This window comes from Streptomyces sediminimaris (assembly GCF_047049295.1).
GTDB lineage: Bacteria > Actinomycetota > Actinomycetes > Streptomycetales > Streptomycetaceae > Streptomyces > Streptomyces sediminimaris.
On record NZ_JBJWOT010000003.1, the window covers coordinates 194,825 to 216,386 of the forward strand.

Consider the following 21,562-nt stretch of genomic DNA (forward strand, 5'->3'; position numbering starts at 1 on the left):
AACGCACGGCATGGAGTTCTTGGTGGAGGTTCCGGTCGCCCGGAACGCGGCCCGAGGGGACGAGATCATCAAGGTCGCGATCGAGGCGGCCGAGCCCGAGGGACTGGTCCAGGTCGCCCGGCCGGGCCAGGTCGTGGCCCGGGCCGGCCGCTCACTGGGCGAACTCGTGGCGGGCGTACGGCCGGTGGCGCAGAACTTCGTCGACGGTTTCCGCTCGATGGCGCAGGCACCCGACGAGATCACCGTGGAGTTCGGGCTGTCGCTGTCCGCCGAAGCCGACGTGGTGATCTCCAGCACCTCCGCCCAGGCCAACTTCAAGGTGTCGCTCACCTGGAAGAACGGCTCCCCGGGAAGTGCCGTCCCGGCCGCGGCCGCTCCGACGTCATGACCCCGCCACCGGCCGAGACCGGGCCGCGGTCCGGCCCGGCCGCCCTGGAGGCGGCCGTCCTGCGCATCCGCGACCGCGCGGACCAGACCGTCGGCATGGGCTTCCTGATCACCCCCGACACGGCCCTGACCTGCGCGCACGTCGTCTCCGCGGCGCTCGGCACCCCGGCGCACGAGGAGCCTTCGCCGGACGCCGGGGTCCGGGTGGACCTCCCCCTGGCGGCCGAACCAGGCCCGTCGGTGACGGCACGGGTCGAGCGCTGGGTCGCACCGCGTTCCTCCGACGGCGGGGACGTCGCCGTACTGCGGCTGCCCGCACCGCTGCCCGCCGCCCGGCCGGTACGGCTGGTCGGCGCCGCGGCCGCGGACACCTGGGGACATCACGTCCGTGCCTTCGGCCTTCCCCGGGGCCGCCCCGGTGGGGTCTGGCACGCCGGAGTGCTGCGCGGACCGCAGGCCGACGGATGGGTGCAGGCCGACCTGGAGGGAGTCGGCTACCCGGTCTCGCGGGGGTTCAGCGGTTCCCCGGTGTGGGACGAACAGCTGGCGGGCGTGGTCGGCATGGTCGTCGTGGCCGAGGCCCGCAAGCCCTCGGCGAGTTATCTCATCCCCACCGGCCGCCTGGCGGACACCTGGCCCGCACTCCACGGGCTCCTCCGGCCGGCCCGGCCCTTCCGGGGTCTTTCGGCGTTCCGCGAGAGCGACGCCCAGATCTTCCACGGGCGGCACCGGGAGAGCACCGAGTTGGCCCGCATGGTGGCGGACCATCGCTGGGTCACCCTCGTCGGCCCGTCCGGCTCGGGCAAGTCGTCTCTGGCCATGGCGGGTGTGGCACCACGGCTGCGGGCCGCCGGGACCCAGCCGGTGGTCGTACGGCCGGCTGCCGGAAGCAGCCCGCTGTCCGCCCTGGCCTCGGCGCTGCTGCCCCTGCTGGAGCCCACCTCGAGCGAGACGTCCCGGCTGACCCGGGTCTCCGGACTGACGGACGAGCTGACCGCGGCGGGCGGACTGGGACGGATCGCCGAACGGCTGCCGCGGCCCACCGCGGACGGCCCCGCACTCCTCGTGGTCGTCGACCAGCTGGAGGAACTGCTCGCGGCGGAGCCGGCGGCGGCAGCCGAGTTCGCCGCCGTCCTCTTCACGGACACACTGCCCGCCTCCGTCCGCGTCCTGGCCACACTGCGGGCCGACTTCCTGGACACGGCCCTCGCCGACCCGCTCCTCGGACCCTGCATCGGCCGGCAGGTCTATGTGCTGGCGCCGATGGGGCCCGAGCGGCTGCGGGAGGTCATCACCGCTCCGGTCGCGGCGATCCCGGGCGTGGAGTACGAGGACCGGCTCACCGAGGTGATTCTCGCGGACGTCAGCCGGGCCCCCGGTGCCCTGCCGCTGCTGGGCCTCACCCTGGACCTGCTGTGGCAGCACCGACGCGACGGCGTCCTCACCCATGCCGCCTACGAGGACACCGGCGGCGTGGCCGGCGCGTTGGCCCGGCACGCGGAGCGCGTCTGGGCCGAGCACGTCTCCCCGCAGGACGAGGAGACCGCGCGCCGCCTGCTGACCCGGCTGGTCCGGGTACCGCCCGGCCAGGCACCGGCGACTCGCCGCATGGTGCCGCGCACGGAACTCGGCGAGGCCGAGTGGCAGATCGCCGGGAAGCTGGCCGCCGGGAGACTGGTGGTCACCGGGCGCAGCGCCGAGGACGTCGAGAGCGTCGAACTCGCTCATGACGCGCTGATCACCGCCTGGCCCCGGCTGGCCACCTGGGTGGCGGACGACCGGCGGTTTCTGGCCTGGCGGGAGTCGTTGCGCCTGGACCGGGAACGCTGGGAGCGCGGCGGGCGCCCGGTGGATCTGCTGCCGAACCGGACCGCCCTGACCGCGGCCCGCATCTGGCTGCGTGAGCGCGGCGCCGAACTCGGCGAGGCCGAACGCGACTTCCTCGACCGCGGACGCGCGCACCGCGGGGCGCAGGCCCGCCGCCGCCACTCGCTCCGCGCGGGCCTCGCCCTCGCCGTCGCCCTCACACTGGTGCTGGGCACCCTGCTGTACGCGCAGCACCGGCAGGCCCAGCAGCACACGGCGCTCGCGAACTCCCGCGCCCTGGCCCAGGCTTCGGCGGACCAGCTGGACTCCGACCCGGCGCTGTCGTCGATGCTGGCCATCGCCGCCTACCGCGCCTCACCGACACCCGAGGCCCGTGACCAGCTGCTGCAGCAGTATCTACGGCAGATCCCGGCCGGCCGCACGGTCTCGGGCTTCCTGGGCCCGCTCGGAGACTTCAGCGCCGACCGCGACGGCGAGGTGCTGCTGGTCCGCTCCCTGACCCGGGCGACGCTGTACGTGCATGCCGCGACCGGCCACCTGCGCATGCTGCGGCTGCCACCCGCGACGCCGGTGTCGTATCCCGTGGTCTCCGCCGACGGCACCCGCGCCGCGACGGTCAACGAGGACGGTTCGGTGGACTGGTACCGCGTCACACCGAACGCCCGGCGGATCGTGCAGGGCGTGCACCATCTCGCGCCGGGACGAGGGCTGCCCAGGCCGGACTACGCCGGCGGCAACGCCGCGATGCTGCCCGACACCCACGGCTCCAACGCCGCGCTGTCCCCCGACGGACGGATTCTGGCGTACGCCACGTCGACCCGTGTCGTCGTGAGGAACCTCGACACCGGCCGCGGCAGCACCATGGCGGTGCCGCACGGCCACAACGGGGATGTGTGGTTCGGGCCGGACGAGCGGACCCTGCTGGCGGACGTCCGGGCCGGCGACGGCCGGTCCCGGATAATAGCCCTGGACCTGGTCACGGGCCGGACCCGGGCGATCACCCCGGCCGCCGACCAGACCCTGGTCTCGGCCGACGGAAGCGCGGTCGTGGTGTGCCGCAAGTCGGGCGCCGACGACGTGCTGCACGCCGACGGCACTGTGCAGGTCTTCCGGACACGGGACGGCAAGCAGCAGGGCAGAACGTACCCGGACCGGGGCAACTCCTGCCGTCTCCAGGCCGCCGACGCGTCCGGGCACCGCTTGCTGCTGGGGCCCCCGGCCTCCGACACCGCCTCGTCCCTGCGGGTGATCGACGCCGACCGGGGCACGTTGCTCTCGACGTTCCACGCGACGGGCAAGGCGGCCCAGCTCGTCACGGCGCACGGAAAAGCCCTGCTGCTGACCGCCGACACCAACCGGATCGGCTTCGTGCCCGTTCCCAGGGCCCCCGGAACCCTGCGGGTCGACAAAGCGGCTCTCACCGACGACGGCAGCAAGGTCATCTCCGTACTGAGCCACAGCTGCCTCATCCAACTGCGCCCCGCGAAGAGCGGCTCCAAACTGCTCGCCCAGGTGCGGCGGCCCGAGCCGTGCCGTCCCCTGGGGAAGGACGACCAGCTCACCCTCGACCCCACCGGGCGGCTGTTCGCCCTGCGGGACGGTGACCACACGGTCTCCGTCCACCAGGTCTCCACCCTCAAGCGCCTGAGCCGGGTCACGACACCCGCGCCCCCCGGCACGAGCCTGCAGTACTTCTTCGACGACGGCGGACACCTGGTGACCCGGTCGGGCACCCTCGTCCAGCAGTGGGACACACACACGGGCCGTCAACTGGCCCGGTTCGACACCAAGGTGTTCCGTCCGAAGACGGTGGACGGGATCCTCGACCTCTTCGTCGGCCGCTATCCGGCGCCCGGCACGGTCGACGTCATCGCCTGGGGCGACCCGGTCGTCCACCTCGTGAACCTCACGACCGGACACGTCACCAACGGCCCACGCCTGACCTCCGACACCCACGCGGTCATGTTCGATCCCACCGGACGCCACCTCGCGGTCCTGCACTCCGGCGGCACCATCGAGCTGTGGAACCGCGACCCGCTGCGCCGCGAGGTCGACACCCTGCCCAGCGTCGAGAACGAGGACGGCCTGTACGTCGCCCAGTTCATCGACGGGCAAGGACATTTCATGATCGCCGCACAGGACTCCGTACGGATCTACCGCGTCGGTCACAGCGCCTACGAGGACGCCTACGAGTTCGGCAACCCCACCGGCATTCCCAACGCCATGAGTTACCGCTTCCTGGACGCGTCCAAGAACGGCAGGACGGTGCTCTACGCGAACACCGCGGACGTCACCGGCGGGCCCGTCGACCTGGACCCCGCCGTCTGGCGCAAAGCCCTGTGCCAGGCCATCGGCTACCGCGAGTTCACCTCCGACGATCGCCGGAACCTGCCTGCTCCCGTACCGACTCGACCGGTGTGCTGAGCGCCCGACCTACTGCTCGGACGCGTGCCGGACGACCTCCCGCACCAGCGCGAACGCGAGGGCGGAACGGGCCTGCCGCAAGGATGCCGAACGCGGACACGACCACGCCCGCGACCAAGCCCGGACCCGCCGACTCGGCGAGGCGCCGGCACCTCCCCCACGGCCGAAGGAGCCACCGCAGCCCACGCGAATCAGCCGAGCATCATCACTCCAAGCAGCCCCCGGACACGACCCGTTGCAGGCGGCGGCCACCCGGAACTGTGATCACCGGGCCCGGCCCGATGGCCGGCGGGGCCCTTGCCGTCAGGCCGTCGAACGCAGTCCGTCCAGTTCGCCGCCGATCGCATCCCGCAGCACATCGTGCTGCGGGCCGAGCATGAACCGCTCATCACGCCACCGCTCAGGGGGATACAGCCACACCGGCCTGCCCACCAGGTCAGCCGGCTCCCACTCGAACCGCGGCCAGACGTGGGCGTGCAGGAACGGGTCCGTGTTGCCGAGGATCTCCAGGTTGACCCGGCGGAAATCGGGGTCCAGCCGCCGGCAGGCCCGCTCGACCGCTTCTGCGAGCTGGTCCATGTCGGACAGAAACCCGAGCCGCCTGGCCCTCGGCAGGTCGGACAGCCGTTGAACAGCCGGCTGGTCCGTGAGGAGAACCGAGTACCCGGGCAGGAACTGAACGTCGCCGATCACCGCGAAGCCGGATTCGAGCCGCCGCAGCACGGTCGGGTTCTCGCCCCGCAGAGCAGCTCCGATCCGGTCCGTCCACCAGTCGCCGGTCATGGCCCGAGCCTATCCGCGAGTGATCAAGACGTGCTCTTCGCCCCCCGGCCCGTCCATCCCTCATCGAGCGCGCGCCCGGTCTGCGCCGGGCGCCTTCGCCGGTCACGCCCTCGCGGTCAGGCGAGCACCCTTCGGGCCTCGGTGTCCTGGCGGGTCTGGAGACGGTTCCATTCGGTGAGCGTCGCCGCATGGCCGTCCAGCCATTTCTGCTGTACGACCCGGAGTCTGGCGTAGGCGGTGGGCAGGTAGTTCGTCGCGGCTTTGCACCGCATGTCGGCCCGCGCCGCGGGGTTCGCGCCGGGCTGCGTGTCTCGGGGCAGACTCAGCAGCACGTCGAGGGGGTCCTTCTCGCGGAACCCGGCCCGGCTCATGCACGTGCGCCAACGGGCTTGCAGGGCACGGAAGTCAGCGTCCCGTTCCACCTGGTCCCTGGCCTGCTTCTCGCCCTCCCCGAGCTGGATCCGCAACTGCAGCCAACGCAGCCGCGAGTCGCCCAACAGCCGCTTCTCCGCCTCGGCCTGGCAGCCGTCGGCCGGCCGGGTGACCTTGAACATGGTGCCCTTGGCGGAGATCCGCTTGCCGGGGTCGCCGTACAGCGCTCTGGTGAACGCCTTGCCCCGTGACTTCTCGGGCGGCACGGACGCCGCCGGCGGTTGCGGCGCGAGGGACTCGAGCCCGAAGGGGGTCGGGTGTTCGTCGGAGCCGACGGAGGTGACGGGCTCGAAGGTGAAACCGTGCCGCGCCATGCAGGCGACCGTGAGCTGCTGCTCGGCCCGCTGGACGCGGAGTGCCGCGGCGCTGGGCAGGTACAGCAGCCGCTGGAAGGGCAGACGCCGGTTCAGGGCGTCGGTGTTCACCCGGGTCGAGCCGCTCGGCTTCACCGGAGTCCCGGGTGAGCTGCGGCCGTGGATCACCCACACGGTCAGGGCCACGGCCAGGACCAGGACGACGGCGGTGATTCGGGCGGCGTGGCTGCGTGCGGCGGCCGGCGGCATGGGGTTCCTCTTCCTCGGTGGCCGGTACGGCGACCGTCGTCACCGACGATCGCCGTACCGGCGGACGTCCGCGGGTCAGTAGCAGGAGATGGTGGTCCTGCCGCGCAGTCGCAGAGAGCTGGCCAGGTTCTGCTTCGAGGAGGGCAGGTACTCGACGCTGCTGCCCGGGTTCACGCAGAACAGGAAGGTTCCGTAGTTGGAGTTGACGTAGTAGTGGCTCTCGTAGTTGCTGTTGCTGGAGTTGCTTGCCGAGACCACGTTGTCGTTCACGGACTGGCCGTATCCGGACAGCCCGCTGCCCTGGTTGAACGTGTCACCGCTGAAGTTGGTGTCACTGTTGAAGTACGAGTGCTTGGCCGAGTCGAAGCCGAGGTAGAACACACAGTGATACCCCGACGCGCAGTTCGGGCCCGCCGAGGCCGGCGAGGCCAGGACCGCGCCTCCCGCCGCCATGGTCACTGCCAGACCGACGACCGCGGCAAGCCGCTTCCGCGTACGTGCGAGTGCCATCCGCATCCCTTTCGTCACTATGGGTTTCCGGGACCGCACCTTGGTGCCGACCGGTGGCGCAACAGTGGCTCAAGGCGGTGCAGTTCCTGCTCAGCCGCGGTGCAGTACCGGTGCAATCCGCGCGCACCGGACCGCTGGGTCTGCGCGGCCGCGCAGGGCGCGGGGACGCCGTTCACAACAGGCCGAAACGACCCCTGGCGCCGCGCCTGCGTCCCACAGCATCGTGGGCATCACAGGCGCAGCGGTCCTGTGCCGTGCGACACCGGGACCGCGGGGGGAGCCTTGGGGGCCTTGGTGGAGTTGCGTGTACTGGGACCTGTCGAAGTGCGGTCCGAGGAAGGAGAGCTGCGGCCGCTGGCGCGCAAACCGACGGCGCTGCTGGCGGCGGGCCTCCTCGACGCCGGGCAGGTCGTGTCGGTGGACCGGCTGGTGGACGCGGTGTGGGGGGAGAGACCTCCTACCACCGCGCCGAAGCTGGTGCAGAGTTACATCGCCCGGCTCAGACACGTGCTGCACGTCCCCGGTCGCCGTGAGGTGATCGTGACCCAGCCCCGTGGCTATCTGTTCCAGCCGGAATCGGACGAGCTCGACCTCAACCGTTTCCTGAAGCTGACGGAACAGGGCCGCGCGCAAGCGGCGAGGGGCGAGCCCTCGGCGGCGGCCACCCTCGGCCGGGCGCTGGCGCTGTGGCACGGCCCGGCGCTGGGCAACCCCACCACGGCGGTGCTCCGCACCGAGGCCGCCCGCCTGGAGGAACTCCGACTGGCGACCTTGGAAGTCCTCATGACGGTGCGGGTGGACGGGGGCGCGGCGCCGGATCTGGTGGCGGAGCTGAACCGGCTGGTCGCCGTGCACCCGGAGCGCGAACGGCTGCGACTGCTGCTGATGACGGCGCTGGCCGGCTGCGGACGACGCGCCGAGGCCCTCGCCGCCTACCGGGACGCCCACCGCTGGCTGCGTACGGAACTCGGCATCGGCCCCGGCCGCGAACTGCGTGAACTGCACGCACGTCTGATCGCCTGGGAGGCGCCGGGGCGGAGCGGCGGCGACGAGTCCGAGGCGGGACCGTCGGCGCCCGCCCCGGCGGTCGTCGACGTGTCCGAGCGGGCTTCGGTACCCGAGCAGCTTCCCTACGCCACCCTGCTCACCGGCCGGGACACGGAGTTGGAGGACCTGCGGACCACCCTGCGCCACAACCGACCGCACCCGTCGGTCGGTGTCGTGCACGGCATGCCGGGCGTCGGCAAGACAGCCCTGATCGTGCACGTCGCCCGTGACGTCACTGCCGACTACCCTGGTGGACGGCTCTATGCGGACCTCGGTGGCACACGTCGGCAGAGCGCCGAACCGACGCAGGTCGTCACCGGTTTCCTGCACGCGCTCGGCATCGCACCCGCCGAGCCGTGCAGCACCTTCGAGGAGGCTTCCGCGATCCTGCGCACGGTGCTCTACCGGCGTCGCATCCTGATCGTCCTGGACAACGTTGCCGACGAGCGGCAGGTACGCCCGCTGCTGCCCGGCCCCGGGGGAGGCAGCTCCGTGCTCATCGCCGGCCGCTCGGCGCTTCTGGGGCTGGACGCGACCAGCCGTACCCACCTCGACGTGCTCGACGTGCCGGACGCTGTGGCGCTTCTCGCCAGGCTGGCCGGCCCCCAGCGGATCGCGGCCGAACCCGCGGCGGCCGCTGACATCGCCCGGCTGTCCGGAGGGCTGCCGCTCGCCGTTCGCGTGATCGGCGCCCGGCTGGCCGCCCGCCTCTGGTGGCCCTTGCAGTCGGTGGCGGACCGGCTGCGCGCGGAGGACACCCGGCTGGACGAGATGGTCTGCGGCGACCTGGATGTACGGGCTCGGCTCCACCAGAGCTACGACCGGCTGTTGCACGCCGAGCGGCGGATGCTGCGCAGGCTGGCCGCCCTGGACGTGGCGGACTTCGCGTCATGGGCGGCAGCCGCGCTCGCGGCGACGGAGGTGCACGAGGCGGAACGGCTGGTCGAACGACTGGCGGACGCCCATCTGCTGGACCCGCTCGGGGCGGACCGCTGCGGGCAGGTCCGCTACCGCCTGCACGACCTGGTGCGGCTGTTCGCCCGTGAACGCGCTGCTGCTGAGGACACCACGGCCGAACGGCAGGCCGCCGCCGTACGGCTGGTGGACGCCATGGTCGTTCTGGCCGGCGGTGCCGGCGGACATCAGGCCGCGGAGACGTACGTGCGGACGCCATCCGCCGAAGCGCGGCCGGCCGAACTCAGGCCGGCGCCCAGGGCCTGGCTCGATGCCGAGCATGCCTTTCTGCGGGCCGGCGTGAGCCTTGCCGTGCGCTTCGGTCTGCACCGCAGCGCGTGCGACCTGGCGTCCCTGCTCGCAACGGCGGCGCCGGGTGGCGAGCGCTGCCCCGCGGCGCGAGCGCGTCAGAGCTGCCGCCGTGCCGCACCCGCCCTGGTCACCGAGGTGTGATCGCCGCCGGACCGCCTCAGGCGACACCGACCGGCTCGGTCCGGGAGCGAACCACGAACCGTCCGGGCCGGTCGGCCTCGCCGCGTTCCAGCGCCTGGAGCGGTCCTGCGACACGGAGACCGGCCCGGACATGGGCGGTCGGTCCGGTGAGCAGGCCGGACCTGCGGTGTCCGAGGGTCTTCGCCGACCGTTGACGGCTCGTCGCCGGCTGCCTACCGTCCAAGCGCAGCGATGCCGAACAGAGTTCGAGATATCGACTGAAGGAAGGTCCTGATGGACGGCATGGAAAGGTCACGGCGGTCCCTGTCCGCGCTCGGGCTGCCGGAGCGGGACCTCGGGGAACTGCCCGACTCGGACAAGCGCTTCCCGGACGGCGCGCAGTACCGGGTGGAGATCCCGTCGGTCGAGGGCCCCGGGCCGTTCCGAGCAGTCATGGACGAGGCCGACCGGCACGGGATCCGGATAGACCGGATCAGCCAGGGCAGCGGCATGATGCTCCTCGCCGACGCGGAGATCGAGCAGATGGTGGCTCTCGGCCGCGAACGCGAGGTGGAGGTCTGCCTCTTCGTCGGACCGCGCGGCGGCTGGGACGTCGGCGTCCAGGCCACGTCCGCCGCGGGCGGCGGTGCGGCTGCGGTGCTGCGCGGCGCCGACCAGCTCGCGTACGGGGTCGAGGACGTCATCCGGGGCTGCGACCTCGGAGTGCGCAGCGTGCTCGTGGCCGACATCGGCCAGCTGTGGGTCCTCGGCCGCATGCGGCAGTCCGGCGACCTGCCGCCGGACCTGGGGATCAAGGCGTCGATATCGATGCCGACGGCCAATCCCGCCGCCGCGCGGGTCCTTGAGGACCTCGGAGTCACCACGATCAACCTGCCGATCGACCTCACCCTGTCCCAGGTTGCGGCGATCCGGAGCGCGGTGGACGCGCCCCTGGACGTCTATGTGGAGGGCGCCGACGACTTCGGCGGCGTGGTCCGCTACTACGAGATCCCGGCTCTCGTGCGCGTGGCGGCTCCGGTCCACCTCAAGTTCACGGTGCGCAACGCGCCCTCGCTGTATCCCGCCGGAGCGCACCTCGCCGACGTGGCCGTGGCGACCGCACGCGAGCGCGTACGGCGGGCGGCGATCGGTCTTTCCGTGCTCCGCCGGCACTATCCCGAGGCCAAACCCAGCCCCGGACCGGGGACGCCGTAGGCGCCGACGCAGGCGGGGCGGAACGGACGATTCGCGTACAGGTATTGCCGCAACCGTAGCCTGCTCGGGGCCTTGACGGCCTGTCAGGCCGGTTCTACGTTCTGCCTCACCAAAGAAGCCGAACATTGTTCGAGATACCGGACTGTAGGGCCCGAGCGCGCCGGAGTGATCATGAAGAAGATCGATCCGCAAGTGGAAGAGGCCGTCGACACGCTCGGCCTGAACGGGCTGGCCAGGCGGCGGCTGCTGAGCGGCGCCGGAATGATGAGCGCCTCGGCCGCCGCGGCGGCCCTGCTGTCCGCCTGCTCAGCCGGCAACAAGAGCAACGCCAGCACATCCGGCGACGGTGTCGGCGACTTCCCGAAGACACCGAAGTGGAAGTTCGTGTTCGTCAACCACGTCACGACCAACCCGTTCTTCACCCCGACGCAATACGGCGCGGCGGACGCCTGCGCGCTCCTGGGCGCCTCGTTCCAGTGGACCGGCTCGAAGGACTCGAGCGTCCCGGAGATGGTCAGCGCCATGGCCTCGGCCGTCTCCGCGAAGGCCGACGGCATCGCGGTAGCGGTCGTCGACAAGAACGCCTTCAAGTCGCCCGTCGACAAAGCCCTCAGCGCCGGGATCCCGACCGTCTCGTACAACGCGGACGGGGCGAGGGGGAATCCGGGGACGAGCCGGCTCTGTTACATCGGCCAGGACCTGTACCAGTCCGGGGTCGAACTGGGCCGCCGCATCGCCTCGGTGATGCCGTCCGGCGGGGACGCGGTCGGGTTCATCGCCACCCCGGGCGCACTCAACATCCAGCCGCGCATCGACGGGGCCACCGACGCGATCAAGGCATCCGGCAAGTCGATCAACTTCAAGTCGGTCGCCAGCGGCGCGGAGCTTCCTCAGGAGCTGTCGACCATCGACGCCTATGCCAGCGGACACAAAGGCCTCAAGGGCCTGTTCGCGGTCGACGCGGGCTCGACGGAGAGCGTCGGCAAGGTCGTGAAGAAGTACGGCCTCAAGAAGAAGGGCGTGGTCGCGGGCGGCTTCGACCTGAACCCGAACACCCTCACCGCGATCAAATCGGGTGACCTCGACTTCACCATCGACCAACAACCCTATCTGCAGGGCTTTCTGAGCGTGCTGTACCTGTGGATGTACAAGCTGTCCGGCGGACTGGTGATCCCGAGTGTCACCGACACCGGCCTGCTCTTCGTGACCAAGGACAACGTCGACCCCTATCTGCAGACCAAGACCCGCTACGAGGGCTCCAGCACGAAGCAGCAGCTGATCAAGCGCTCCGGCCCCATCGCACACGCATGAGCGAGCGGGCCGCGCAGGACGCGATCGACGGGAAGACCACCCCGGCCGACGGCAGGACCGCCACGGCAGGCACCCCGCCGGTGGGGCGGCACGGCCCGCTGCGCCTGGTCCTCGAGGCGTTCGTCATCCGCCGCGAGGCCACCATCTTCATCGTCGCGGTGGGCCTGCTGCTGTACTTCTGGTCCAACAACTCCGACTTCCTGGCACGCAACAACCTGGTCAACCTCTCCCAGCAGACGGCACCGTACGCGATCATCGCGGCGGGCATGGTGCTGCTGCTGGTCAGCGGGGAGATCGATCTGTCGGTGGGCGCCGTCTTCGCGCTCTCGCCGTTCCTGATGCACTACATGATCGACTACTACGGCACGTACCCGATCGTCGCGATCATCGGCTCGGTGCTGGCCGGCGCCGTCATCGGTCTCGTCAACGGCTTCGTGGTGGTCGTGCTCAAGGTTCCGTCGTTCGTCGCCACGCTCGGCATGCTCTTCCTCATCCTCGGCATCATGCTGACCACATCGCACGCCTACCCGGCACAGATCCCCGAGGCCGCACACGGGGTGCGCGGCTGGTTCGGGCAGTCGGACTGGTCGGAACTGATCTGGTGCCTGATCATCGTCGCGTACTTCCACGTGGTGCTCACCCGCTCGCGCTGGGGCCTGTACACGATCGCCACCGGCGGCAACCCGCTCGGCGCCGGCGAGGCCGGCATCAGGACCGGACGCATCAAGTTCGGCAACTTCATGGCCACCAGCGCCCTCGGGGCCTTCGCCGGCATCCTCGAAGCCTTCCGCGTCGACTCCATCGACCCGACCGCTGCGGGAGCCGACGGCGCATCCCCGATGTTCACCGCCGTCTCCGCCGCGGTCATCGGCGGTACGGCGCTGGCCGGCGGCTCCGGCACGGTCGTCGGCGCGCTGCTCGGCGCGCTCGTCCTCGCGGAACTGCGCAACGGGTTCAACCTCATCGGCATCAACGCCAACCCGTTCAACATCATCCTCGGTGCGGCGATCATCCTGTCCATGGTGCTCAACGTGCACCTGGCCCGACTGCGAAGGGCGGGCCGCCGATGAGCGAGCCGACCGGGCCGGCAGCCACGCCGGCGCTCTCCGTGGAGCACATCGCCAAGGGCTTCGGCGCGGTCACGGCGCTGCGGGACGTGAACCTGCACCTGGACAAGGGTGAGGTGCTCGCCCTGGTCGGTGACAACGGCGCCGGAAAGTCGACCCTGTTGAAGATCCTCTGCGGCTTCCACCGGCCCGACGCCGGCCGCATCCTCCTGAACGGCCAGGAGGTGACGCTCAAGTCGGTCGACCATGCCCGTTCGCTCGGCATCGACGCGGTGTACCAGGACCTGGCGCTGGTGAACGAGCTGACGGTCTACCACAACATGTTCCTGAACCGGGAGAAGATCCACCCGACCCGGCTGCTGAACAACCGCGCGATGCGCACGCTCGCCCAGGAGCACCTCGACGAGATGGGGGTCAACATCCCGTCGGTCGATGTCCAGGTAGCCAAGCTCTCCGGCGGCCAGCGCCAGGCCATCGCCGTGGCCCGCTCGGTCTATTCCGAGGCCAGGGTCCTCCTTCTCGACGAGCCCCTGGCCGCGATGGGCGCCAAGGAAGGAGCGCTCATCCTCGACCTGGTCAACGACCTCAAGGCCCGCGGTGAGGTCTCCGTCATCATCATCGCCCACAACTACGCCCAGGTCTTCGAGGTCTGCGACCGGGTCAACCTGCTCCAGCACGGCGAGATCACCTTCGACAAGCGCACCTCGCAGACGTCGGTGGCCGAGCTGACCGACCTGGTGGTCGAGGAGTACCGCAGGTCGCGTACCAGGTAGGCGTCTTCGGCCGGATCTCGTCCACGCGGGTGCGACGGCCCATGCCGCCCCGGGCCACCGTCTTCGCCCGCTTCTCGCGGAAGTACGCCCACCGATGTGCTCGCCGAGCTGCGGGATACCCTCGGTGTGCCCGGCTTCAGGATCGACCGGCACGTGGGACGCGCAGCCCGAGTCAGGGGACAGTGACCAGATGAGCACGGAGAAGATCGCCACCGTGGAGCTCGGCGCGAACGGCCCCCGGGTCGGGGTGCAGGGCCTCGGCTGCATGGGCATGAGCGAGTTCTACGGGGAGACCGACGAGGCGGCGGCCCGCGAGGCGCTCGACACCGCGCTCGCGACGGGCGTCACCCTCTTCGACACCGCGGACCAGTACGGCCTCGGCGCCAACGAGACCTTTCTCGCGCCGTTCTTCCGCGCCCACCGCGACGACATCACGCTCGCCACCAAGTACGCCATCGTCCGCCGGGCGGACGACCCGGCGTACCGCGGTGTCCGCAACGACCCCGCGTACATCCGGCAGGCGGCCGAGGCGAGCCTGCGCCGGCTGGGCGTGGACGTCATCGACCTGTACTACATGCACCGCCGCGATCCCCAGGTGCCGTTCTCCGAGTCGGTCGGCGCGATGGCGGAGCTGGTCGCGGAGGGCAAGGTGCGGCATCTCGGGCTCTCCGAGGTGACCGGCGCCGAGCTGCGCGAGGCGCACACGGTCCACCCGATCGCCGCCGTGCAGTCCGAGTGGTCGCTCTTCAGCCGGGACGTGGAGATCTCGCTGGTCGGTGCGGCCGCCGAACTCGGCGTAGCCGTCGTGCCGTACTCGCCGCTCGGCCGCGGCTTTCTCACCGGCTCCTTCCAGGACGCCGCGCGCGAGCTGCCGGCCGACGACGTCCGCCGCTTCTGGCCCCGCTTCACCGGCGAGAACGCCCAGCACAACTCCGGCCTCCTGGAGCCGGTCCGCCGGGTCGCCGAGGCGCACGGCGCCACACTCGGCCAGATCGCGCTCGCCTGGGTCCACCAACGCGCCCGGACGCACGGGCTCACCGTCGTACCGATCCCCGGCACGCGCAGCGCCGACCGCGTGCGGGAGAACACCGCGGCGAGCGGGATCATGCTCACCGACGCGGAACTCGCGGCCCTGGAGCCTGTCGCCGCGCAGGTCGCCGGCGACCGCTACCCGAACCTGCGCGACACCTCGGCCGCCCGCGAGTAACGCACGCGCTCAGCCGGCCGTTCTGCCGCCGGTCGTTCTGCAACCGGAGGTTCCTGAGCGCGGCCGTGACCGTGGTTCAGACTCGGATGACCTCGGGACCCAGGAGTGAATAGCGGCCGGCTTCGGAGGGCAGCAGCCCGACATCGGTGACGATCGCTTCGAATTGCGCGACTTCGGCGAAGCGGCAGAAGCTCACGGCACCGAATTTCGTATGGACCCCGGCGAAGACCCGCCGCCTGGCGAGCCTGATGGCCTGGGCCTTCACCTCGCAGACCGCGGGATCGGGAGTGGTGAGTCCGAACTCGTGGGAGATGCCGTTCGCTCCGAGGTACGCCAGGTCGATGGCGAGGCCGGAGAGCATGCGAGTCGCCCAGTGGTCGACCGTGGCCATCGTTCCGCCGCGCACCCGGCCGCTGAGCAGCAGCACGGTGATGTGCTCGGCGGAAGACAGGGCGCCCGCGGTGGCCAGCGAGGAGGTGACCACGGTCAGGGGCCGGTCCCTGGGGAGGGCGGTGGCGATGAGCTGGGGGGTGAAGCCCTCGTCGATGAAGACGGTCTCGGCGTCCTTGAGCAGTTGGGCCGCGGCCGCCGCGATTCTGGACTTCTCGGAGACGTGCATGGTGGTGCGGACCGCGAGCGAGGTCTCGAACCCTCCGCTCTCCACGGCATGGGCACCGCCGTGTGTGCGCCGGACCAGCCCGCGCCTCTCCAGCGAGTTCAGATCGCGCCTCACCGTCTCCTTGGAGACTCGAAGGTCGGCTGCAAGTTGTCCGACGTCCACCGATCCGGAACGGCGTGCCATTTCCAGAAATCCGCGTCTGCGTTTCTCGGGGTTCACGGTGTCGCCTCCGTTCCGCGCCTCCGCGCGACGAGCTCGCGTCGGCTGTCTTCCGCGGCCCGGCCTTTCGGGCTCCGGTCGCCAGGTTTACAAGTGGAATGCCCATACTGACCAGGCTCGCCATGGGCCGGATCATGACCGAACCTGCCCGCTCGACCGATCACGAAACCCCTGGAAGATGCCGCAGGAGGCCGTCGCGGCACAGGGACCGCAGCCCGCATCGCGCCCGAAACCCGCCCGTTTGCTGCCCGTTTCCCGGGCTCCTGGTCCGGACCTGGTCCGAAACAAGGCGGAAATCAGCGTCAGCCTCAGCTCTCACCTTCCGCTGCTGCCACGACGTCGGGGCGCGGGGACGCAAGTCGCCCCGCGAGGACGGCACTTGGGACGGGCGGAACCGAGTTGACACACCCCCGTGCCGCGCGGCCACGCGGCACGTGCCGGCGACTCCACGACCAGGGGCCCGCATCACGTCGTGGTCATGGCGCGCTCCGTGCACGGAGGCAGGCTTCCGCCTGCGCCGCCGTACATGCCGGACGAGGATTTTGTTAGGGGAATCCATTCCTCCGATGCGCAATACTCCGCCCGTCCAGACCCCGGAGCGGCGAGTGGAGGGCGCAGCCGGCCCGCGGGCGAGTCGACCGCCCGGCGGAAGTCCCGCACACGCCCCGTACGACCCGCACGAGGCGTTCGACAGCAGAGCACACCAGGAACAGCCCGGCGGCACGCGTCGGCACACCTGCCGGAGCTGCTCCGGCGCCCAACTGAGCCTGGGGGTAACCGCCATGACACGCGCCATCTCTCTGCACGACGTCAGCAAGTCGTACACGCACGGCGTCCGCGTGGTCGACCGGCTCTCCCTGGACATCGAGCCCGGCGAATTCCTCGTCCTCCTCGGGCCCTCCGGGTCCGGCAAGTCCACCGTGCTCAGAATGATCGCCGGCCTGGAGGAGATCGACGAGGGCGAACTGCTGCTGGACGGCGAGTACGCCAACGATCTCCGGCCCGGCGAACGGCAGTTGGCGATGGTCTTCCAGAACTTCGCCCTGTACAAGAACATGACCAGCCGGGACAACATCGGCTTCCCGCTGCGCATCGAGTCGCCCGACACCGACCCCGGACCGAGGGTGGAGGCCACCGCCCGCATGCTGGGGATCGAGGATCTCCTCGACCGCTTCCCCGCCCAGCTCTCGGGCGGGGAACGTCAGCGCGTGGCCATGGGCCGGGCCATCGCCCGCCGCCCCGCCGTGTTCCTGATGGACGAGCCGCTGTCCAACCTCGACGCCAAGCTCCGCAACCATCTGCGCGCCGAAATATCCGGCCTCACCAGGGAGTTGGGCGTCACCACGGTCTACGTCACCCACGACCAGGCCGAGGCGATGTCGCTGGGTGACCGGGTGGCCGTCATGCGCGCAGGCGTCCTCCAGCAGGTCGGCACCCCGCGCTCGGTGTACGCGCTGCCCCGCAACGTCTTCGTCGCCGCCTTCATCGGGCGTCCCCGCATCAACCTCCTGCGCGGTGTCGTGCATGCCCCGCTCGGCGGCGCGATGGCCATCAGCCTCGGCAAGCAGTACCTCCGCCTGCCCGAACCCCTCTCCCTGGACCACCAGTTGCTCCGGGTCCAGCAGGGGCGCGAGGTGATCGTGGGGCTGCGTTCGGAGGCGGTGCGGATCGCCGGCCGCGCCTCCGCCGCCCTGCCCGGCGAAGTACGCATCACCGGCCTCGTGGAGCATCTCGAGTTCCAGGGGCACGAGATGCTCGTCCATTTCAACACCGGCTCCCACCCCGCCGTCGTACCCGATCTGGAGGGCCCGCGGCCGGACCGGCCGGTCCGGCGCCGCAGGCGCCACGACCTCGCTACCGTGCTGGACCGGCTGCTCAGCCGCGCGGGCGCCCTGCGTGCGGGTCCTGTGGCCACGCTGGAGCACCCGGCCGACGACGAGGCCGACCCGGCGCCGCCCGAGGGTCAGGTCCTGCAGCGTGCGGCCCTGCCCGGTGACCTCATCGTGCGCACCGCGCCCGACCTCGGGCTCCGCCACGGCATGCAGGTCCGCCTTCTCGTCGACCTCGCCCACCTGTTCGTCTTCGACCAGCACGGTGAGCGCATCTGCCCGGCCCCGGCACGGCTGCCCCAACTGGAGGACTGAGCCCGGTCAGTCCTTCGTACCCGGCCTGTGCCGGCGGCCGGAGCACGTCCGGCCGCCGCGCCGCCGGCGGGTACGTGCACCGGCCGTGCCGGGGCTCGGAACGGGTACGACACGAGCGCGGCAACAGGCAGGACGGCGACGGCACTCCGAGACACGAACGCGGCAACAGGCAGACGGCGACGGCATCTCAGGGCACGACGGCCGCACCGGGCGGGGCGACCACAGGTCCACGAGGTCGGCGCGCACCGTGCCGATCGTGGGGATTTCCAGGTCGCGGGCGGGATTGCATGACTGCGCCGGCGTGCACTCGCTCCGTCGCGACCGGCAGCGAGCGTCCCATCAGCCTGCCGATCCGCGCGAGGAATCATGACTTTCATGTACCAGGCTTCCCGCCCGTACCTGACCGGGAACGAGGCGGGCTATGTCGCCGAGGCCATCGCGACCGGGATGATCTCGGCTCAGGGGCCGCTCATGAAGCGGTTCGAGCGGGAGTTCGCCGGCTTCACCGCAACGGCGCACGGCGTCGCCTGCTCCTCGGGCACCGCCGCGCTCACGCTCGCCCTGCGGGCCCTCGGCATCGGACCCGGCGACGAGGTCATCGTGCCCGAATTCACCATGATCGCCACCGCCTGGGCGGTGACCTACGTGGGAGCCACGCCGGTCTTCGTGGACTGCGCGGACGACCTCACCATCGACGTCGATCTGATCGAGTCGAGGATCACGCCGCGCACCAGAGCCGTCGTGCCCGTGCACGTACACGGCCGACGGTGCGACATGGCCGCGATCATGCGCCTGGCCCGTGAGTACGGCCTGCGGGTCGTGGAGGACTCCGCCGAGGCGCACGGCATCGCACCGGTGGGTGACATCGCCTGCTTCTCCCTGTACGCGAACAAGATCATCACTGCCGGGGAGGGCGGAATCTGCGTCACCGACGACGCGGGCCTGGCCGGGCGGATGGTCCATCTGCGCGGGATGGCCATCGGCGCCGACCACAGCTTCCTGCACGACACCCTGGCGTACAACTTCAGGATGACCAGCCTGCAGGCAGGGTTCGCGCTGGCCCAACTGGAGAGGATCGACGAGATCCTCGCGATGCGCGCGGCGATCGAGAAGCGCTACGACGCCGGCCTGCGCGACATCACGGAGCTGACGCTCATGCCGCCGCGCGAAGTGCTGTGGATGTACGACGTGCGGGCCGAGCGCCGAGACGAGCTGTACGCGTTCCTGCGCGGTGAGGGTATCGAGACCCGGGTGTTCTTCAAGCCCATGAGCAGACAGCCGCTGTACGCGCAGCCGGACCGGTCGGAGCTGAACGCCGACCGGTTCGCCGCAGACGGCCTGTGCCTGCCCACCTACACCGACCTGAGCGAGACGGACCAGGAGTACATCATCGAGCGGGTCCGGCGGTTCTACCACGCCGGGTGACGGCGCTGGGCCGGGCCGCGGCAGTGGGGAGCTCCCCCGCCCCTCGCCCGCCCGGGCGGGACGCACCGAACGGGATCGCCGAACCCGGCCGCAGCATTGGGGAAACGCCCAGTTCTCCGCTCCTAGGCTGCTCGCGCACCCGCCACCTTGACCGCCGACAGAGGGGTCACGGCGATCGTAAGGAGAAGCCGCGTGTCGAAACGAGCGCTGATCACCGGCATCACCGGTCAGGACGGTTCGTATCTGGCCGAGCACCTACTGGATCTGGGATACGAGGTCTACGGCCTGGTCCGCGGGCAGGCGAACCCGCGCAAGGGCCGGCTGAGCCAGCTCATGAAGGACCTGTCCTTCGTCGGCGGCGACATGATGGACCAGGGCAGCCTCGTCGCCGCGCTCGACGCCGTCCAGCCGGACGAGGTCTACAACCTCGCCGCCATCTCATTCGTACCGCTCTCCTGGTCGCAGGCGGAGCTGGTCAGTGAGATCAACGGCACCGGCGTGCTGCGCATCCTCGAGGCGATCCGCATCGTCTCGGGTCTGAGCACCTCCCGGACGGCCACCGGAGGCCAGATCCGCTTCTACCAGGCCTCGTCCTCGGAGATGTTCGGCGAGGTCGCCGAGTCCCCGCAGCACGAGGCCACCCCCTTCCACCCGCGCAGCCCGTACGGCGTGGCGAAGTCCTTCGGGCACTTCATCACCCGCAACTACCGCGAGTCCTACGGCCTGTACGCCGTCTCCGGCATGCTGTTCAACCACGAGTCACCGCGCCGGGGTCTGGAGTTCGTCACCCGGAAGATCACCTGCGGCGCGGTGAACATCAAGCTCGGACAGCAGGAGAAGCTGCTGCTGGGCAACATGGCGGCGCAGCGGGACTGGGGCTACGCCGGCGACTACGTGCAGGCCATGCACATGATGCTGCAGCAACCCGAACCCAGGGACTACGTCATCGGCACCGGCCGCACGCACACCGTCGAGGACGTCGCGCGCATCGCCTTCGAGGCGGTCGGCCTGGACTGGCGCGACTACGTCGTCATCGATCCCGGCCTGGTGCGCCCGGCCGAGGTGGACACGCTGTGCGCGAACCCCGCCAAGGCTCAGGCCGAGCTCGGCTGGCGCCCGACGGTCTCCTTCGAGGAGCTCATCCAGATGATGGTCGACTCCGATCTCTCGCACACCACCAAGGAGCAGCAGTACGGACACCTGCAGCTCGCGGCGGCCTGGTAGGCCGCCACCCCGGCACGTCGTACGTCCATGAGCGCCGCAGGAGACACCTGAGGCGCTCATGGACGTACGACGTGCGGCGCGCCACGGACCGCGGCATCTCGCCGGCGGCACACGAACGCCCCGTCCCGGCGAGGTGGAACTCCGGGCGGGGCGAGGGCATTGCCGGCGGGCGGCTACTTCACGAGGTTCTGCGGCACGCGCGGCGGCCACTGGCCGATGCGCAGAATGCCGGCGGAGTAGGCCTTGGAGATGAGCGCCGAGCGGTTCTTCACCTTGAACCGCTGCATCAGGGACTTGACGTGGTACTCGACGCCGCCGCGGCTGAGGAAGAGCGCGGCGGCCAGCTGCATCGTGGACACACCGGCGCAGATGCCCTCGAGGATGCGCGCGTCGACCTCGGACAGCTGCTGGCGGCGGTGGCCGACCGCGTCCCCTGGGCCGCGGTTCTCGAGTTCGACCAGGACGTGCACCCCGTCGAAGAGGTCGGTGCCGTCGGGCAGGTAGGGCACGACGAACACGGTCAGCCGGCCGGTGAGGACCTGGCCCTGGGTGCGCAGCGCCACCCGCTCGACGTAGCGGCCGCGGGGCTGGTGGAGGAGAACGGCCAACTGCCGTTCCACCGGCTCGCGATAGTCCGGGTGCAGGATCTCCGTCAGGCCGACACCGCGCAGATCCCGCCGGCCGCCGCCGAACTCCCGCTGGAACTCGCCGTTGGCCGCGGCGATCCGCAGCTGCCGGTCCAGGCGGGCGACGCGCAGCCCGGAACGCTCGTAGAACGAGCGGAAGAGCGCGATGTCCAAGTCGGCGAACCGTGATGCGTCGACCGGGACCATATCAATCGGGCGAGGGCCATCTATGCTGATCGTCATCTTTCCTGACCACTCCATACACAATTGTTCGCGTCGCTGCGATTAACAATTCGTGCCCGCTGGTCCTGGCACGGTGGAAACGCTGCGCAGACAACTCATAGGCTGACAGGAAAACGTTTCCGTACGATGC

16 protein-coding genes are annotated in these 21,562 nt (G+C 70.7%); 11 read left to right on the plus strand and 5 right to left on the minus strand.

Going from position 1 to position 21,562, the window contains the following annotated elements:
- The first annotated feature begins 10 nt into the window (after nt 1-10).
- Both ACJ9NR_RS40285 and ACJ9NR_RS40290 read left to right on the plus strand, forming a co-directional pair.
- Nucleotides 11-388 (plus strand): CU044_2847 family protein, encoded by a 378-nt coding sequence (locus ACJ9NR_RS40285; protein ID WP_412494680.1) that lies wholly within the window; start codon nt 11-13, stop codon nt 386-388.
- Nucleotides 385-4,638, plus strand: coding sequence for an nSTAND1 domain-containing NTPase (locus ACJ9NR_RS40290; RefSeq protein WP_412494681.1), 4,254 nt, complete (start codon nt 385-387; stop codon nt 4,636-4,638). The genes ACJ9NR_RS40285 and ACJ9NR_RS40290 overlap by 4 nt, the downstream gene beginning before the upstream one ends.
- A gap of 303 nt (nt 4,639-4,941) precedes the next feature.
- On the opposite strand, the gene ACJ9NR_RS40295 is transcribed toward ACJ9NR_RS40290, so the two are convergent.
- The 3 genes from ACJ9NR_RS40295 to ACJ9NR_RS40305 all read right to left on the minus strand — a co-directional run bounded on the left by ACJ9NR_RS40295 (nt 4,942) and on the right by ACJ9NR_RS40305 (nt 6,926).
- Nucleotides 4,942-5,421, minus strand: coding sequence for an HIT family protein (locus ACJ9NR_RS40295; protein WP_412494682.1), 480 nt, complete (start codon nt 5,419-5,421; stop codon nt 4,942-4,944).
- A gap of 116 nt (nt 5,422-5,537) precedes the next feature.
- Entirely contained in the window at nt 5,538-6,416 is an 879-nt protein-coding gene (locus ACJ9NR_RS40300) for a hypothetical protein (RefSeq protein WP_412494683.1), read from the minus strand.
- A gap of 75 nt (nt 6,417-6,491) precedes the next feature.
- Nucleotides 6,492-6,926: a hypothetical protein gene (locus ACJ9NR_RS40305; protein ID WP_412494684.1), complete on the minus strand. Its 435-nt coding sequence runs from the start codon at nt 6,924-6,926 to the stop codon at nt 6,492-6,494.
- 294 nt (nt 6,927-7,220) lie between these two features.
- Here ACJ9NR_RS40305 and ACJ9NR_RS40310 point away from each other — a divergent pair, with 294 nt between their 5' ends.
- The 6 genes from ACJ9NR_RS40310 (at nt 7,221) to ACJ9NR_RS40335 (ending at nt 14,932) form a co-directional block, all read left to right on the plus strand.
- A complete protein-coding gene (locus tag ACJ9NR_RS40310) occupies nt 7,221-9,380 on the plus strand; it encodes an AfsR/SARP family transcriptional regulator (protein ID WP_412494717.1) in 2,160 nt (719 codons plus the stop codon).
- A gap of 273 nt (nt 9,381-9,653) precedes the next feature.
- On the plus strand, nt 9,654-10,574 hold the full coding sequence (locus tag ACJ9NR_RS40315) for a U32 family peptidase (RefSeq protein ID WP_412494686.1): 921 nt from the start codon (nt 9,654-9,656) through the stop codon (nt 10,572-10,574).
- A gap of 171 nt (nt 10,575-10,745) precedes the next feature.
- The gene (locus ACJ9NR_RS40320; protein WP_412494687.1) at nt 10,746-11,885 is read left to right on the plus strand and encodes a sugar ABC transporter substrate-binding protein; all 1,140 of its coding nucleotides are present in this window, start codon (nt 10,746-10,748) and stop codon (nt 11,883-11,885) included.
- Nucleotides 11,882-12,955, plus strand: coding sequence for an ABC transporter permease (locus ACJ9NR_RS40325; protein WP_412494689.1), 1,074 nt, complete (start codon nt 11,882-11,884; stop codon nt 12,953-12,955). The genes ACJ9NR_RS40320 and ACJ9NR_RS40325 overlap by 4 nt, the downstream gene beginning before the upstream one ends.
- On the plus strand, nt 12,952-13,725 hold the full coding sequence (locus ACJ9NR_RS40330) for an ATP-binding cassette domain-containing protein (RefSeq protein WP_412494690.1): 774 nt from the start codon (nt 12,952-12,954) through the stop codon (nt 13,723-13,725). The genes ACJ9NR_RS40325 and ACJ9NR_RS40330 overlap by 4 nt, the downstream gene beginning before the upstream one ends.
- A 190-nt stretch (nt 13,726-13,915) precedes the next feature.
- Entirely contained in the window at nt 13,916-14,932 is a 1,017-nt protein-coding gene (locus ACJ9NR_RS40335; RefSeq protein WP_412494691.1) for an aldo/keto reductase, read from the plus strand.
- A 76-nt stretch (nt 14,933-15,008) separates the two neighbouring features.
- Here the strand turns inward: ACJ9NR_RS40335 and ACJ9NR_RS40340 are convergent, their stop codons facing one another.
- On the minus strand, nt 15,009-15,770 hold the full coding sequence (locus tag ACJ9NR_RS40340) for a DeoR/GlpR family DNA-binding transcription regulator (protein WP_412494692.1): 762 nt from the start codon (nt 15,768-15,770) through the stop codon (nt 15,009-15,011).
- 782 nt (nt 15,771-16,552) lie between these two features.
- On the opposite strand from ACJ9NR_RS40340, the gene ACJ9NR_RS40345 reads away from it, so the two are divergent.
- The 3 genes from ACJ9NR_RS40345 (at nt 16,553) to ACJ9NR_RS40355 (ending at nt 20,563) form a co-directional block, all read left to right on the plus strand.
- The gene (locus tag ACJ9NR_RS40345; protein WP_412494693.1) at nt 16,553-17,914 is read left to right on the plus strand and encodes an ABC transporter ATP-binding protein; all 1,362 of its coding nucleotides are present in this window, start codon (nt 16,553-16,555) and stop codon (nt 17,912-17,914) included.
- A 366-nt stretch (nt 17,915-18,280) separates the two neighbouring features.
- Nucleotides 18,281-19,339: a DegT/DnrJ/EryC1/StrS family aminotransferase gene (locus tag ACJ9NR_RS40350; protein WP_412494694.1), complete on the plus strand. Its 1,059-nt coding sequence runs from the start codon at nt 18,281-18,283 to the stop codon at nt 19,337-19,339.
- Between the two features lie 192 nt (nt 19,340-19,531).
- On the plus strand, nt 19,532-20,563 hold the full coding sequence (locus ACJ9NR_RS40355) for a GDP-mannose 4,6-dehydratase (RefSeq protein ID WP_412494695.1): 1,032 nt from the start codon (nt 19,532-19,534) through the stop codon (nt 20,561-20,563).
- Nucleotides 20,564-20,736: 173 nt separating this feature from the next.
- Here the strand turns inward: ACJ9NR_RS40355 and ACJ9NR_RS40360 are convergent, their stop codons facing one another.
- On the minus strand, nt 20,737-21,363 hold the full coding sequence (locus ACJ9NR_RS40360; protein ID WP_412494696.1) for a helix-turn-helix transcriptional regulator: 627 nt from the start codon (nt 21,361-21,363) through the stop codon (nt 20,737-20,739).
- Between the last annotated feature and the right edge of the window lie 199 nt (nt 21,364-21,562).